Origin of the sequence: Acholeplasma granularum ATCC 19168, assembly GCF_000526235.1 — a bacterium.
Lineage (GTDB): Bacteria > Bacillota_I > Bacilli_A > Acholeplasmatales > Acholeplasmataceae > Acholeplasma > Acholeplasma granularum.
Map to the genome: position 1 here is coordinate 61400 of NZ_JAFR01000006.1, position 15957 is coordinate 77356.

Genomic DNA, 15957 nt, shown 5'->3' on the forward strand with positions numbered 1-15957 from the left:
ATGAAACAAGTTCAATGGTTCCCAGGACATATGTTTAAGTCCCTTAGGGAGATTAGAGAAAAAATAAGTTTGATGGATATTGTCTATCTACTTATAGATGCTAGATTACCATTTAGTAGCATGAATCCAGAAATACTTAAAATTGTTGGTGATAAGCCAACACTTTTACTATTTAACAAAATTGATTTAGCTGATAGAAAAACTGTAGATAAATGGGTACAATACTATGAATCACTAGGTTTTTATACACTCTTAATAAATAGTCAAAATGGCTTTAACATCAATAAAATATATAGTCGTAGTAAAGAGGTACTAGAAGAAAAAATATTGAGAAAACAGTCTAAGGGTATGCAATTTAATCGCGTAAGAGGCATGATTTTAGGGATTCCAAATGTAGGCAAGTCAACCTTGATAAATAAGCTGGTGTCAAAAAAAGCAACGACTGTAGGCAATAGACCTGGTGTTACCAAAGCTCAACAATGGATTAAAGTTAATCCGAATTTTGAACTTTTAGATACACCTGGTGTATTATGGCCAAAATTTGAAGATGAAAATGTAGGTTTTGCACTCGCTATTACAGGGGCAATTAAAGATGATACATTACCAATGAATCAGGTGGTTATATATGCCCTTGAGTATTTAAAAGAATTTTATCCAAAAAGACTACAAGAAAGATATGCAATAGAAAATGTTTCAAGTTTAAGTCCATTAGAAATACTCGATCACATTGGCAAAGTAAGAGGGGCAATTATTAGAGGTGGAGATACAGATTATGAGAGAGTATATTCAATCTTACTAACGGATATACGTAATAAAAATTTAGGAGCATTAAGTTTTGATAACAGACAATCTAGTATATGAAAAAAAATTATGGAGTGAAGGATATACTTTTATAAGTGGTGTTGATGAAGCAGGGCGTGGTCCACTTGCAGGACCTGTAGTTGCTTGTGCAGTTATTTTGCCTACAGATTTTTATCATAATGAAATAAATGATTCCAAAAAAATATCAAAAAACAAGCGAGAAGAACTTAAAAAAATTATTGAAACTCACGCATTATCAATTGGTTATGGAATTGTATCTCATGAGACTATAGATTCAATCAATATCTTAGAAGCATCTAGAATAGCGATGGAAGAAGCTATAAATAACCTGAAAATAACACCTGATATATCATTAACTGACTATATGAGGTTAGATAATCATAAACATATAGCTATTAAATATGGTGACAGGCTATCCTTTACAATTGCATCCGCAAGCATATTAGCTAAAACAAAACGTGATGAAATTATGGCCCATTATGATGAGGTTTATCCAAATTATGGGTTTATTAAGCATCAGGGCTACGGGACAAAACTACACTTAGAAGCTTTAGAAAAATTTGGTCCTTGTAAAATACATAGAAAAACATTTAAGCCGATTCAAAAATATATGAGTCCTAATAATTAATTTTATTAATACTCTACTTTGATTTTATTTTATTTATTAATCAACTAGTGATATAATAAAACAAACGGTATAATAAACAATTATAAGACAATTATACGTATAAAACAAAATGATACGTTATAATAGACAAAAAGGATAAGGAAAAGGAGTAAATAAATGGCAAAAGTTATTACGTTAGGTGAAATAATGCTGCGTTTGTCAACACCCGGACAATCAAGATTCGTACAAGCTGAATCTTTTGATGTTGTTTATGGTGGTGGAGAAGCAAACGTTGCAGTATCTTTAGCAAATTATGGACACAAGGCACACTTTGTTACTAAATTACCAACTCATGAAATCGGACAAAGTGCAATTAATGCATTAAGACGTTACGGAGTACATACAGACTATATTGTACGAGGTGGAGAACGAGTAGGGATATATTATTTAGAAACTGGTGCATCTATGAGACCATCTAAAGTTATTTATGATCGTGCAAATAGTGCAATCGCACTAGCAAAAGCAAATGAGTTTAACTTTGATGAAATTTTTAAAGATGCAGACTGGTTTCATTTTTCAGGAATTACTCCAGCTTTAAGTAAAGAGGCTGCCGAATTGACTAAACAAGCATTAATTGCAGCTAAAAAGAACAACGTGATGGTATCTGTAGATTTAAATTACCGTAAAAAATTATGGACACCAGATGAGGCTAGAAGTGTAATGCGCCCGTTGATGGAATATGTTGATGTCTGCATTGGTAATGAAGAAGATGCGGATTTAACATTAGGTTTTAAACCTAAAAACACAGATGTAACAGGTGGTAAATTAAATATTGATGCCTATAAAGATATCTTTAAAGAAATGGCAGAAACATTTAACTTTAAAATGGTTGGAACATCTTTACGTGAATCACATTCTGCAACACATAACGGTTGGAGTATTTTACTATATGATGGTAATGATTTTTATCATTCAAAAAAATATGAGATTAATCCGATTATTGACCGTGTAGGTGGAGGGGATTCCTTTAGTGGTGGATTAATTCATGGACTTCTTACTCGTACACCAAAAGAAGCAGTTGAATTTGCCGCGGCTGCAAGTGCACTAAAGCATACAATTCCAGGTGATTTTAACCAAGTAAGTGAATCTGAAGTAGATAATCTTTCAGGTGGAGATCAATCAGGAAGAGTTCAACGATGAAAGAAAACAGATCTGTTGTCAGATTACTAGAAATTCTGGATTTAATTTCAAAGCATGAAGAAGGTTTAACCTTAGGTCAAATTTATAGAAAACTAAACATTCCCAAGTCGACTGCTTATGATTTTTTGAAAACACTTTATCAATATGATGTTGTATATTATAAAGATCACCGTTTAAGAAATTATATTATTGGTTCTAGATTATATATTATGGGATCAAGTTATAAGAAAAACTCTAAACTAATCGAATCCGTTGAAAGAGAGTTGAAAATATATTCTAACAAATATGGAAAAACAACATTTATCAACAAAAGTAGCGACAATGAGGTTGTATACATTTTTAAATATCAACCGACTAACAGTTTAATAGCTACATCAGAAGAAATTGGTACAGTCCTTAGTGCTAAAGATAAACATCCAATTAGCCAGGCATTCAGTATATTTAATAGAGATGTCTCTGAATTATCCGAATTAGAACTTGAAATATACCGTAAAGGATATATTATAAGTGATAATGGTAATTCAGGCCAAATACAAACAATCGCGGTTCCAATTAGAAACTTTGAAAACCGTGTGATTGGAGTAATTTCTGCTTCTGACTTGTATCAAGAATATAAAGATCCTACTGAAGAAATTGAAGAACTTATGTCTATTGGTGTGGTTGCATCAAAAAGATTAGGTTATATAGAATCAATTTAAATATAATAACAAACAAAAGATAATTGATAAATACTTTATTAAGTAATTCAATTATCTTTTTTTATTTTTATAGATTTAAGACGAGCGCTTATCATAAGGTAATGAAGTGCGGTATAATGAACGATACAACAGATAAAATGAATAGAAATGATAAAACGTTTTTTATTTAGCACGATTTTGAAGTTTTAAGTTGCATTCGAAATATAAATCTTATATAATCACAATGAAAACGTTTTTATAGGAGGATATGGATGATTAAAGTTTTAAAGCGTCTATTTATAATAGGAATATTTACATTAGTTTTAGTTCTAACAGGATGTTTAGAAACTAAAACAACTTATTTAGAGACACCAAGATTTAATCAAGTGAATATACATGCCGGATTAGAAAGAGGAAGTATTCAACTTTTTGTTGGTGCTAAAAATAATGAAACAGTTATTAATTATGCAGTAACTGATGCAAATACAAAACAACTTACAAAAGAAGAGTTTGAAACATCAAGTTCAGTTATTAATAAAGGAAATGCCAAAGGTGTTTTATTTAAATTGGTTGATGGATTAGCAGATGAGACATACTATAATGTTTTTGTAAGTTTATCACTCAATGAATTTGAAAGTGACATATTAATGTTTCCAGTTAAAACTGTATCAGAAATTGAAACACTTATTAAAGGAACAGGAACTGAAGAAGATCCATTCTTAATTAGTGAAGCGTGGCAGTTAGCAGAAATTACTACCGGTAATTTTGGTTATATAGATACTGCACATTACCAATTAGTAAATGATATAGATTTATCAGAATATGAAAATTGGATACCAATTGGTAAACAAAATGGAGCTAATAAAAAGTTTAATGGTGTATTTAATGGTAATGGGTATACAATATCCAATTTAACTATTAAAAGTACTGCTGGTGTTGAAAAGTGGGGATTATTCCAAGAACTAAATTTTGATGGATTAATCATTAACTTGAAGTTGGATAAAGTGGATATAACTGTTGATGGATTTAGAGTTGGTGCTTTAGTAGGATATGCTAAAGGAACAATCCATCAAGTTCATGTGACAAATGCTAACATTACTCAACCAAGTGGTGAAGGTCAAATTGGTGGAATTATCGGATCATTTTATGATTCAGGTTCGATTTCACAGTCTAGTTACCAAGGTAATGTAACTGCTAGTGGCAGACGTGTAGGTGGTATTGTTGGAGCAGCTACTACCAACCAAGGTTATGATAGAATCTCATTAAGTGATCTATTATTTATTGGTGAGGTTAAAACTGTTGATGCAACAGGTCGTCAAGTAGGTGGTATTTTAGGTGCTGGAACTGGTGTATCTGTAAATGCTGTCGTTGTAAAAGGTAACGTTTCAGGTGTTCGTCAAATTGGTGGAGTTTTAGGATACATTGAAAATAATGTAGGAGTTCCAACGCATGTTAGAAACTTAGTGTTCTTAGGCGATAAGGTTGAAGCAGTTGGCGGAGACGGTAATACAACAATTGGTGTGGGATATATTCTAGGTGATGGTTCATTTACGCGCGGTGATTATGTATATGAATTAGGATTTGCACATGATTCAATTGAAGGTGCTAATAATAATAGTTCATCCAGAGCACAAAATGGAACAATTGCTAAACTTGAAGAGTTAAAAACCGTAGAATACTACAACCAAAATATCATTCGTTTTAATTTTGAAACTGTATGGCAAATGTCAAATGGTGAAATAAGTCTTAGGAGGATTGGTTAATGAAAAAACTACTTTTATTATTTTTAATACCTTTAATGTTAATTGCACTTGTTGCATGTACAAATGAGGAAGTATTACCACTTCCAATAGAAGATCAAACCTCTTTTGAAGAATTAAAAATACTTGTTGATGAATTTGATTTAGGCATTGACTTGGATAATGTTAGAACAAACATATCCTTACCAAGAAGAACAACACATCCATTGCTTGAAATTTCATGGCGATCAGATAAAGTGGATTTTATAAATTCGGATGGGCATGTAACAAGACCCAATCATGATCAAGCACCTGAGGTTGTCAGATTAACAGGTCAATTTGTTCTATCTGGAAGTAGAATTGATAAGATATTTGATATTACAATCTTACCTGAGCCTTCAAGTGAAGAATTGTTATTAGAAGAAGATATAAAAGATTTAGAATTATTTCCTTTAGATAAAGTAACGACAGATTACTTAATATTACCTAGAGTTACATATAATGGTTCATATGTTGAGTGGACTACAAGTGATGCTTCAATTATTGATTTAGAAGGTAATGTTACTTTACCTGAAAAAGGTCAACCAGATAAAGATGTGGTACTGACTGCACAAATATCTACAAGTAATTTATCTGTATTTAAAGATTTCAATGTAAAAGTATCATATGAAGAACCAAGTATTGAAACAATTAATGAAGATGATCCTCGAATTCTAAGAAAAATAGTAATTAATAATAAATTGGAACTTCTCCAGGCAATGTTAAATGCTAAGCCGGGTGATGCATTACTATTAGAACCTAAAGCATTTTTAGATGTCAATGTTAAGTTAATGAATAGTGGTACAAAAGATAATCCAATATTTATTATTGGAACGCCTGGTCAAACTTCGATAGAAGGTCAATCAATGATTCACATACAGGCTAATCATGTAGTTGTAGCAAATCTAACATTTGAAAATGGTTCTCCAACCAATGACCGTGGAGCGGTATGGTTACAAGGTGATCATTTAAGATTAACAAACAATTTATTCTATAAATTTGAACGAGTTGGTGAAGACTATAAATGGGTATCATTAACTGGTAAACATCATGAAGTTGATAGAAATACATTTGATGGTAAATCAACAGGTGGATCACTACTAACAATTTGGAGAGATGACCGCTCACCACAATTCCATAAAATATACCAAAACGCATTTACAAACTATGCAAATGGTGGTGGACAAAATGGTTATGAAACAATCCGTTTAGGAACATCCATTCATTCGCAATCAGATAGCTACATTTTAATTGAAGATAATTATTTTGCTGATGTGAATGGCGAAATTGAAATTATTTCAGTTAAATCAGGTAGAAACATGATTAGAAATAATACATTCCTAAGAAACTTAGGTCATATTACACTAAGACATGGTAAGAATAGTATCGTTGAAGGTAATGTTATGGTAGGTGAATTTATCCAAGATACGGGTGGAGTTAGAGCCTATGATGCTGGTCACATTATTAGAAATAATTATATTGATGGTATTAATACAACAAGTAATACAAGAGCGGGTATCGTTATTCATTCAGGTGTAAATTTACCTGGAGATGAAACGGTTTTAAATGCACAGTGGACACCATATAATGTATTAATTGAAAACAATACAATTTATAATTCAAGACAATCAATTTTATTTGATGGAAAATACTCACAAACATCATTAGATGTTACTTTAAAAAATAACTTTATTGTTGCAAGATCAGGTTTTGCAGTTATTAGATATGACAAACCTCACAATAATACAACATTCATTAATGAACATTATTATAGTGATACAGCATATGCAGGTGGTGGAGCATTTAATGTTACAACACCACCAACAGGTGTGACATATCAAAATGAAATTCCATTAATTACTCCGGTTGATGGTTTATACTTACACGAAAGCTTCGGAGCTAGCGGTGTTAAACGTATAAAAGTTAACGAGGTTGGAGTAAGCTGGTTAAAGTAGTTCTCCCTTTAAAGTATAAAATAAATTTATACCCCTAACTAATTTATTTTATATAAGAGTATATTATTAGACAACCGAGTTTAATCTTGGTTGTCTAATAATAATTGATAACTGTCCGGTATTTTAAACAAAAACGAGATTGAATCAACAATGAAATTAAATAGTCTATATATTCGTACATAATCAATTGACAACCTTATTTAAGTTGACTATAATAAGTATGTATGAAAGCGCTTTACTAAATATGACTATTTCATCTTATAAACTTAATTAAATAGGCATGCAGTGGCCAAAATAATAAAAAAGTAGACTGCACTACATTAAAGTTGGAGGATTTATGAAAAAAATATTATCAATGTTATTTGTATTAGTTGGCATACTATCACTCATCGCATGTACCCCAAGTGATGATGTAAATTTACCGTCTTTTGATGGTGAACCAACAGTTACACAACATACAGATGCAGGGAAATTACAAATTACAGCTGAAAGTACACATGAAGAAGGTCGTATTTTCTATGCTGTATATTTAAGTAGTGTAACAACTAAAACTGCAAGTGAAGTAGTTTTAGGCGAAGGTAGTGTATCAAAGGGAAGTTCAACTTCTAAGTCTTTAGACGTTGTCCTAACATTAGAAGCTGATACTGATTATGCTGTATTTTTTGTAGTAGCACATGGTGAAACGTATACATCGGTAAAACGTGTTACTGGTAAAACAAAAGCCGTAGAACAATTAACCTTAGGTTTTTCATCATTAGCACTTGCAACAGGTACTGAAGATGGAGAAATCATACTAAATGCTCAATCAAATGGTCTTGGAACAATTTATTATGTATTGGTTGAAGAAGGTAAACAAGCTCCAACAGCAAGCCAAATTAAAGCTGGAGCAAATTATGGTGATGTTGTTGTAGTTAAATCAGGAAATGGTGCTTCACTATCAAATGTTGTTTTAAGTGGGTTAACACCACAATCGAGATACACAGCTTATTTTGTAGTTGAATTAGACAATACATTTAGTACAGTTCGTAATATGTCTGCAACAGCAAAATTAAATATTGTTCAAATTGATAAAGGTGAAGGTACTGAAGAAAATCCGTTTAGAATTTCAACTATTCAAGACTTAGAACAAATAGGAAAAGGATTCTATGAACTTACAGGTAAAGAATGGACTGTAACAGATTTCTATGTACTAGAAAATGATATTGACTTAACTGAAAAATATGGTGCACAAAAAGAAAGTTTCGAACCATTAGGTGCTGATAGTCAAGGATCAAGATTCGAAGGTACACTTGATGGGGCTGGATTTAGTATTATTGGGTTATATATTGATAAAGATTCATCAATTGCTCCATATAGAGGATTATTTGCATCAAGTGAAGCAACTGCAGTTGTAAAAAATATTAAATTTGTAAATCCATATGTACATGCATCAGGTATTGGTGAAAGTGATTCAAACCATGGTGCTGGTATAATATTTGGATACTTAAAAGGAACAATAGATAATGTAGAAATTATTAATGGTGTTGTAGAAGATACACTTAATGGTACACGTGTTGGAGCAATTGCGGGGCGTATGTATGTTACAGGTTCAATTACTAACACATATATTAATGCAGACGTGAGTGCATTTAACCGTGTAGGTGGGGCAGTTGGTGTGGTAGACACATCAAGCGCAGGTACTGCACCAATCGTATTTAAAAATATCGTATTTGATGGTTCAGTTATCGGAGAGGATGAACACATCGGTGGTTTAATTGGCTATGCCAGAGCAGCTGATGTATCTAATGTATTTATTACAGGATATATTCAAGGTGCAAGAAATACCGGTGGAGTTTTAGGGTTCTTCCAAAAAAGAGGTGATAATTCAAATGTTATTGCTTCGATCAAAGATGTAATTGTACATGCAACCATTTATGGTACTGGAACAGCTGCAAATGTTGGTGAAATCATTGGTAATAGAAGTACAAGTGGATTAACTGGGTTTGAACACTTACTATTAATTGGTAATTTATACACTGCTGAAGGTTCATCTGTTGATGGTGGTGGTGGTGCAAGTGCAATAAATGGTACACCAATTACATTAGAAGAATTATCTACAAAAGCTTGGTTTGAAACAAATATTCCAACTTGGGACTTTGTAGAAGATTTTGAATTAACTGAAACTCAAGATAGACCGGTTTTACAAGGTACTGCCGACTTAGGCTTAATTAAAGAATTAGCAATGCCACTTGTAACATTACCAAGTGTAGGTCCTGGTCAAGAAGAAAAAGAATTAAAAGTGGATATTCAAACAAATCAAGAAGGATCAACAATTTATTATGTTGTTTTAGACACAGAAACTGAACTAACTAAAGAAGCAATTATGTCACCATCAGGTGTGTTATTTAGTGGTAGTGGATCTGTAATTAGTGAAACTCATTTAATGGCAGAATTTGATACAACATATTTTGTTTACTATGTAGTAGAACTTGCTGATGAATCAGTTAGTGAGGTATTTACTACATCAGGAAAATCTAAGGTAATGACTGAATTAGTTATTAGTGGTGGGTTAAGACCAGGTGCATTAAATAAAGAGTTAGTTATTAATTTAGAAACAAACCTACCATCTACAATTTACTATATCATTGTAGATGCTGCAGGTGAATATACAGACGAAGAAATTAAATTAGGTACAGATGCACTATTTAAGGATAGTGGATCAATTATTAGTAACGTTACACATTTAATGGCTGATGCTGATACTGAATATTTCTTCTATGCATATGCAGAAGCAAGTGACCGTGATGGACGTGCAAATGGTTCAGGTAAATCTGGGTCATCTGAAGTCATTAATTATGGTACAGGTACAGAAGTAGATCCATTTATTATTCGTTCTGTAAATGATTTGGCTGCTATTGGTAGTGGATCATATAATGGAAATGGTGTGGACCTAACGTATGCAAATAATGCACACTATGTTCTGGCAAATAATATTGATTTAAGTTTAGTTTATGGTGAAGGTAAACAATCATGGACACCAATTGCTGAATTTAAAGGAACATTAAATGGTGCAGGATTCACAATTAATGGTTTATACATTAAAGGATCAGGTGCTGGTAGATTTGGATTTATTAAATATATTAACAATGGTGTTGTTAAAAATCTAAACTTTGAAAACTCAACTGTGATAATAGAGTCTGATGGTACAACATATGATCATAATGATAACGCTGTTGGTACACTTGCAGGACATGTAGGTAACAGTTCAGTAATTGAAAATATTAGAATAATTAATGGTTCAGTTAATGCATTAAGAGAACGTGTAGGTGGGCTAGTTGGTTCATCCACTGATCACTCAACAAATGCAAATAATATATTTAAAAACATTTATGTTGAGGCGAATGTTACTGGTACAGGTCGTACAGGTGGTGTGTTTGGTAACTTAGGTGGCACTCAATCACAAACTCGTATGTTAGTTTCTGATATCGTGTTTATTGGTGAGGTTAAAGCAACAACAAATAACCGCGTAGGTGGAGTTATTGGTTGGACACAACATTCTTCCATTCAAAATGTTTATGTTGATGCAGTTGTTGAAGGATTAGGAAGTGGAAATAACGTAGGTGGAGTTGTTGGTTATACACAAGACAGTGCAACAGCAGTTATAGTAAATAACATTTTAGTTAACGTTAAAGTTACACATAGTGGTTCTAATAATATTGGAACAATTATTGGTGCAAAACAATCAACATCTAACCCGACTGTTACGAATGTTTATGAAACTGAGGCAAGTTCAATTACATTTGTTGGAGAAAGTACAAGTGGAAATTCATTCCAAGCTGAAGTTTTACCATTAGAATTTAATGCAGCATGGTTTGAAACAAATATGCCAGGATTTAATACTCAAAATGGATGGGAATTTAAAGTTGGTTCTCAAAGACCTTCATTAATTGGAACACCTGATGATGGATTATTTGGTGTATTAGAAGCATAAAAATTGATATAAGATTTGATGATGGGTGGATTAAAATTAATCCACCCCCATCAAAAAATATTTTATTTAAATGTGTTTTGTAACATATGGTTACATATAGATTTAAGTAAACTGTTTTAAATAACTTTATTACGAACATTTAAGGAGAATACGAATGAAAAAAATGAGTTTAGGTTTATTACTGTTGTTAATGAGTGTAATTTTATTAGCGTGTACCCCAAAGGATGATGATAAAGATCCAAATCCGGACCCGGATCCAGATCCTATTGTTGACTTCAATGATTATGAGTCATTATTTGAAGGTGACTGGAATATGCCAGGCTTGTTTAATAAAAATGGGCAAGCCCATCAAATGCCAGAAGAGGTTAAAAAAACAGGGTTAACTTTAGATGTTACAAACTTTGGTGCAAAACCAAATGATGAATCATTTGATAACTTTGCAGCATTTAGGGATGCAATTGATGCTGCTGAAGCAGGGGATGAAGTCTATATTCCTGAAGGTACATTCCATTTTACAGGGTACATAAACCGTGATGGATATTATTCCCATATATATCTAAAATCCGGTATTATCTTAAGAGGTGCTGGTAAAGATAAAACAATTTTAGTTTCTAAATTCTCAGAACGAACAAATGAAACAAGTCAAACAACATTTATTACTGTAATTAATAGTCAAAATATACTGATTGAAGGGTTTAGTCTAACATCACCAGTTTTAGATAGTGAACTACCTGATCCTAATAATTCAAACTTTACATCATCAGTTTTTAAAGGTATGGTCAATGGGATTGCTATTGATACTATTGGGACAGTCACATCACCAGAAAATCAAACTCAAAATATCGTTGTTAGAAATGTTTTAATTGAAAAATTTAGACGTATGGCTATACGTTTGAAACAATCAAAAGAAGTAACAATTGATTCAATTACCGTACAAAAAGCTACAAACCTAGGTGGCGGTGGTGCGGGTTATGGAATTTCTATTCAGGGTTCAGGATGGGAAGTAGACTGGACAGATACAACTAAAGATACAGTTCATAATATTGTTAAAAACTCAGAATTTTTAGGGCCTTATTTAAGACATGGTATTTTAATACAGTATCATGCACATAATAATTTAATTATTGGAAATACATTAAAAGATCATCTACTGGATGCTATTGATTTGCATGGTGAAGATGAATATTCTAATGAAATAACAGAAAATACAATCATTAACACTAGAAGTGGTGCAGGTATTGGTGTTGGTAACTCAGGAGCAACCCACGATGCAGCAGGTAGAAATAACTATATCCATAAAAATATAATTGATGGTGGACTAAGAGGTATTGATGTTATACTAGGTAGTCCAAGAACGGTAATTAAAGAAAATGTTATAAAAAATTTAAATCTACCTAAATCCAATGGAATTACCTTAAGTAAAGCACCTTATACTTTTATCATAAATAATGAATTTGAAAATATAAGTGGTGATGAAGGTCATGCGATTAAAGCAACTTACTCATATGATCCATTTGATCCACAAAGTGGTGTGCCAAACTATCTTAACATCGTAGGAAATACTTTTAATGCTGTAAAAAAAGGTGTATATGTACAAACTCATACAGAAAACTTTACATATGAAAATAATTCATTTTCAAATACATTAGAGTTTGAATTTAAAACAGATGTCGACACATTTGTTGTACCTGGAAAATCAACATTAATGGACCCAGTTCAAGGATTTGAAATACTACCAACAGACATAACATTTGTTTCAACAGAAATCAAAGATTTTACATATTATCAAAAGAATATGAAGTTTAAAGCATCAATGATTGAACCCCAATTTAACCGTATGATTTATGCTAAGTTTGATATTACCGAGAGAACAAATATTGTATATAACAAAGTATATTTAAGTATCACTGCTAAAGCTCAAGAAGGTCAGCCGACAATTAACATTTGGGGTTCACCTTCCTATACGGGCTGGTCAAAAGATACAATCACTTGGAATAATTCAAAATATCATGAACCAAATCTATCAAAGATAAGTTTTGATCCTGAAGTTGATGATTTAACTAAAGTTGTGGATTTCCAATTTCCTGTTCCAGGATACAATTTCAACACATATTACATCGATATTACTGAATGGATTCAAACTGTTGATAAAAATGCATTTACATTTATTTTAACTAATGATTTAGTAGAAGAGGTGTATATGGAAGTTTATAATCACGAACAAGTATCCAGTAATCAACACTTTAGACTAATATTCAAATAAACGATAAATATAGGGATTTTTCATCAAAAGTGATAAATCCCTAAAAAAGTGATAAACTTCTGATAAAGCGTTTACATGTTCGGTATATCGCACGAAGTAGGAATAGTTGTTACTTCTATTTATTAATCGTGCGATTATATATACGATATTCATTGACTAAAGAATTTTAATACGGTATAATAGCTATGTATTGAAAACGCTTTTATATATCTATGAAAATAAGAGGAAGGTGACTTATGACATATCAAAATTATAGAAAAATGGATTTATCATTTTTCGCTCTAATTGGTATGATCTCAGTTCTAATTAGTGAAGGTGCATTTATTTTAATGCCCGATGTACAGTTTAGAATATCCTTATTATTATTGGTGGGTTTTATCGCCGGAATAAGATGGGGAAAATTTGCATTTATACCTTACTTCTTATCCATGATGTTACTTTTAATATTTAATGATCTTTATAAAGATTCAATCATCTGGATTCCTTATTATTTGATAAGTTCTATAGGGTTTGTCATTCCAATAGAATTATTTAGAAAATATTTGAGTGGGTATGAAAATAACTTATTTAAAGTAATTGGTGTTTTTATATCAGCATTCTTAAGTCAAGCGGTATTTTCAAGTTTATTTGTAATGATTATAGATGGTGTTAATTTCTTCGGATTTCTAATAGATTATGTTGCAGTTAACTTACTAACAATTACAATGGTTTTATTATTTATTATCGTATTATTTAAAGCAAGTAATGCATTATTCAAAAATATGGATGTGTATTTAAAACAAGTTCAGGAGGAACAAGAAGAAGATGTTTAAACAAAATCATAATGAGCTTAAACGAAATGTTGGTATAGGTGAACAAACATTTTGGGATAGAGGGCTCCACATCATAAAACGTGATTGGCAACTTTACTTATTAATTATTCCCATGGTTATTTGGTTTGCACTCTGGGTATATAAACCAATTACTGGATTACTCATCGCTTTTAAAGATTACCGTCCTGTATTAGGCGTATATGGATCAAACTTTGTTGGCTTTAGAAACTTTCAACAAATTATGTTCAGCGCTGAATGGGCACCATCTTTTTGGAGAGCATTTAGAAATACTTTTTTAATTAGCACGTATGGATTGGTATTTGCATTTCCAATACCTATATTACTAGCACTATTATTTAGTGAAATTACTAATGAATTTTATAGAAAAGTTACACAAACTATTGCATATTTACCTCACTTCTTATCAGAGGTAATTATTACCAGTTTAGTTCTAACGATGTTATACAATGGTCCGGATTATAATGGTATACTTGCATCCTTTTTTGAAAATATTGGATTCATAGAACCTGGAAAAAAAGTAGCTGAAATGGCAATCTACTTTAGACCAATGTACATTATAACAGGTATATGGAAAGAAGCTGGATATGGGTCAATTGTTTACTTTGCGGCAATTATGGGTATATCACCGACACTTTATGAAGCACTAAAAATTGATGGTGGTAATAAATTACAAGAAATTAGATATGTCACATTACCTGGGATGGCTCCAACATTAATTATTATGATTGTATTAAGAATAGGTCGTATGTTAAGTGTTGGTTATGAAAGAATTATTCTTCTATATAGTATTCCGACATATTCTACTGCCGATGTAATTAGTACATTTGTATTTAGAAATGGGCTAGAGGGTGCAAATAGAGCAATCGCAGGATCTGCAGATATCTTTAACTCATTAATTGGGTTTGCGCTTGTCATGGCAGCAAACATGATTAGTAGACGTTTATCAGATACGTCTTTATGGTAGGTGAATGATAATGGAAAGAATGAATCGTAGTGAAATTGTATTTAAAATCATAGCCTATATTTTAATTGGAGTATTTGCAGCTGTTGCCTTATATCCTCTAATTTATGCAGTATCTGCCTCAATTAGTTCAAGAGCTCCTTATGAATCAGGACAAGTGGTTTTATTTCCAGTAGATGTAAATTTTGATGTATATAAAATATTGTTTACAAGAAATGCATTTTGGATCACTTATACAAATACATTATTCTATACAGTATTTGGAACAATTTGGAGTATGTTTGTATCTGTAACTGGAGCATATGCATTAGCCAAAAAAAGATTACACTTTAGAAGACAATTTAACTTCTTTGTAGTCTTTACTATGTGGTTTAGTGCAGGTATGATTCCCTCATACTTAAACTATGTTGAAATGGGTGTGGATAATCGCTGGGGAATGGTATTTGCATTTGGTGTTCAAGCCTTTAATATTATTTTATTAAGAAATTATTTTGAAAGTGTTCCTTCGGAAATTGAAGAGGCAGCAAGAATTGATGGGGCAAGTGAGTTTCAAATGCTTAGTTCAATTTACTTACCAATGTCTAAAGCAGCACTTGCAACTGTCACACTATTTTATGCAACATCTCGTTGGAATGGATATTTCTGGGCAAGTATTTTACTTAAGAATTCACAAGAAAAACCTTTGCAAGTATTCTTAAGAGAAGAAATGCAAAGTTATCAAACATTACTTGATAATATGTTAGGAGCAGATACATTAGCATTCTCACCAGACTCCTATGCATATGCAATATTAATTTGTTCAATCATCCCAATATTAATTATTTACCCATTTATTCAAAAGTATTTTGCTAGGGGTGTTAATATGGGTGGAGTTAAAGGTTAAAAAATATT

11 protein-coding genes are annotated in these 15957 nt (G+C 31.8%); all 11 read left to right on the forward strand.

Going from position 1 to position 15957, the window contains the following annotated elements:
- The 11 genes from ylqF to G324_RS0100795 all read left to right on the forward strand — a co-directional run bounded on the left by ylqF (nucleotide 1) and on the right by G324_RS0100795 (nucleotide 15949).
- Nucleotides 1–861, forward strand: a complete 861-nt coding sequence (gene ylqF / locus G324_RS0100745) for a ribosome biogenesis GTPase YlqF (protein ID WP_162146769.1) — start codon at nucleotides 1–3, stop codon at nucleotides 859–861.
- On the forward strand, nucleotides 836–1450 hold the full coding sequence (locus G324_RS0100750) for a ribonuclease HII (protein WP_025724486.1): 615 nt from the start codon (nucleotides 836–838) through the stop codon (nucleotides 1448–1450). The genes ylqF and G324_RS0100750 overlap by 26 nt, the downstream gene beginning before the upstream one ends.
- Before the next feature lie 156 nt (nucleotides 1451–1606).
- Complete coding sequence (locus G324_RS0100755; RefSeq protein WP_162146770.1) at nucleotides 1607–2629, forward strand: sugar kinase; 1023 nt, start codon at nucleotides 1607–1609, stop codon at nucleotides 2627–2629.
- The gene (locus G324_RS07550) at nucleotides 2626–3327 is read left to right on the forward strand and encodes a helix-turn-helix domain-containing protein (protein ID WP_025724488.1); all 702 of its coding nucleotides are present in this window, start codon (nucleotides 2626–2628) and stop codon (nucleotides 3325–3327) included. The genes G324_RS0100755 and G324_RS07550 overlap by 4 nt, the downstream gene beginning before the upstream one ends.
- A gap of 251 nt (nucleotides 3328–3578) precedes the next feature.
- Nucleotides 3579–5069: a hypothetical protein gene (locus G324_RS0100765; protein WP_025724489.1), complete on the forward strand. Its 1491-nt coding sequence runs from the start codon at nucleotides 3579–3581 to the stop codon at nucleotides 5067–5069.
- Nucleotides 5069–7039 (forward strand): polysaccharide lyase 6 family protein, encoded by a 1971-nt coding sequence (locus tag G324_RS0100770; RefSeq protein ID WP_025724490.1) that lies wholly within the window; start codon nucleotides 5069–5071, stop codon nucleotides 7037–7039. Before G324_RS0100765 ends, G324_RS0100770 begins: the two co-directional genes overlap by 1 nt.
- Before the next feature lie 337 nt (nucleotides 7040–7376).
- A complete protein-coding gene (locus G324_RS0100775) occupies nucleotides 7377–11009 on the forward strand; it encodes an autotransporter outer membrane beta-barrel domain-containing protein (protein WP_025724491.1) in 3633 nt (1210 codons plus the stop codon).
- 154 nt (nucleotides 11010–11163) lie between these two features.
- Complete coding sequence (locus G324_RS0100780; RefSeq protein WP_025724492.1) at nucleotides 11164–13272, forward strand: right-handed parallel beta-helix repeat-containing protein; 2109 nt, start codon at nucleotides 11164–11166, stop codon at nucleotides 13270–13272.
- 236 nt (nucleotides 13273–13508) lie between these two features.
- Nucleotides 13509–14084, forward strand: a complete 576-nt coding sequence (locus G324_RS0100785) for a hypothetical protein (RefSeq protein ID WP_025724493.1) — start codon at nucleotides 13509–13511, stop codon at nucleotides 14082–14084.
- On the forward strand, nucleotides 14077–15069 hold the full coding sequence (locus G324_RS0100790; protein ID WP_025724494.1) for an ABC transporter permease: 993 nt from the start codon (nucleotides 14077–14079) through the stop codon (nucleotides 15067–15069). Before G324_RS0100785 ends, G324_RS0100790 begins: the two co-directional genes overlap by 8 nt.
- Nucleotides 15070–15079: 10 nt before the next feature.
- Nucleotides 15080–15949, forward strand: a complete 870-nt coding sequence (locus tag G324_RS0100795; RefSeq protein ID WP_025724495.1) for a carbohydrate ABC transporter permease — start codon at nucleotides 15080–15082, stop codon at nucleotides 15947–15949.
- Nucleotides 15950–15957 lie beyond the last annotated feature (8 nt).

What these genes read in the sequence shown, in the direction of transcription:
- ylqF (WP_162146769.1), top strand. Translation starts at nt 1, where the DNA reads ATGAAACAAGTTCAATGGTTCCCAGGACATATGTTTAAGTCCCTTAGG.
- G324_RS0100755 (WP_162146770.1), top strand. Translation starts at nt 1,607, where the DNA reads ATGGCAAAAGTTATTACGTTAGGTGAAATAATGCTGCGTTTGTCAACA.
- G324_RS07550 (WP_025724488.1), top strand. Translation starts at nt 2,626, where the DNA reads ATGAAAGAAAACAGATCTGTTGTCAGATTACTAGAAATTCTGGATTTA.
- G324_RS0100765 (WP_025724489.1), top strand. Translation starts at nt 3,579, where the DNA reads ATGATTAAAGTTTTAAAGCGTCTATTTATAATAGGAATATTTACATTA.
- G324_RS0100770 (WP_025724490.1), top strand. Translation starts at nt 5,069, where the DNA reads ATGAAAAAACTACTTTTATTATTTTTAATACCTTTAATGTTAATTGCA.
- G324_RS0100775 (WP_025724491.1), top strand. Translation starts at nt 7,377, where the DNA reads ATGAAAAAAATATTATCAATGTTATTTGTATTAGTTGGCATACTATCA.
- G324_RS0100780 (WP_025724492.1), top strand. Translation starts at nt 11,164, where the DNA reads ATGAAAAAAATGAGTTTAGGTTTATTACTGTTGTTAATGAGTGTAATT.
- G324_RS0100785 (WP_025724493.1), top strand. Translation starts at nt 13,509, where the DNA reads ATGACATATCAAAATTATAGAAAAATGGATTTATCATTTTTCGCTCTA.
- G324_RS0100790 (WP_025724494.1), top strand. Translation starts at nt 14,077, where the DNA reads ATGTTTAAACAAAATCATAATGAGCTTAAACGAAATGTTGGTATAGGT.
- G324_RS0100795 (WP_025724495.1), top strand. Translation starts at nt 15,080, where the DNA reads ATGGAAAGAATGAATCGTAGTGAAATTGTATTTAAAATCATAGCCTAT.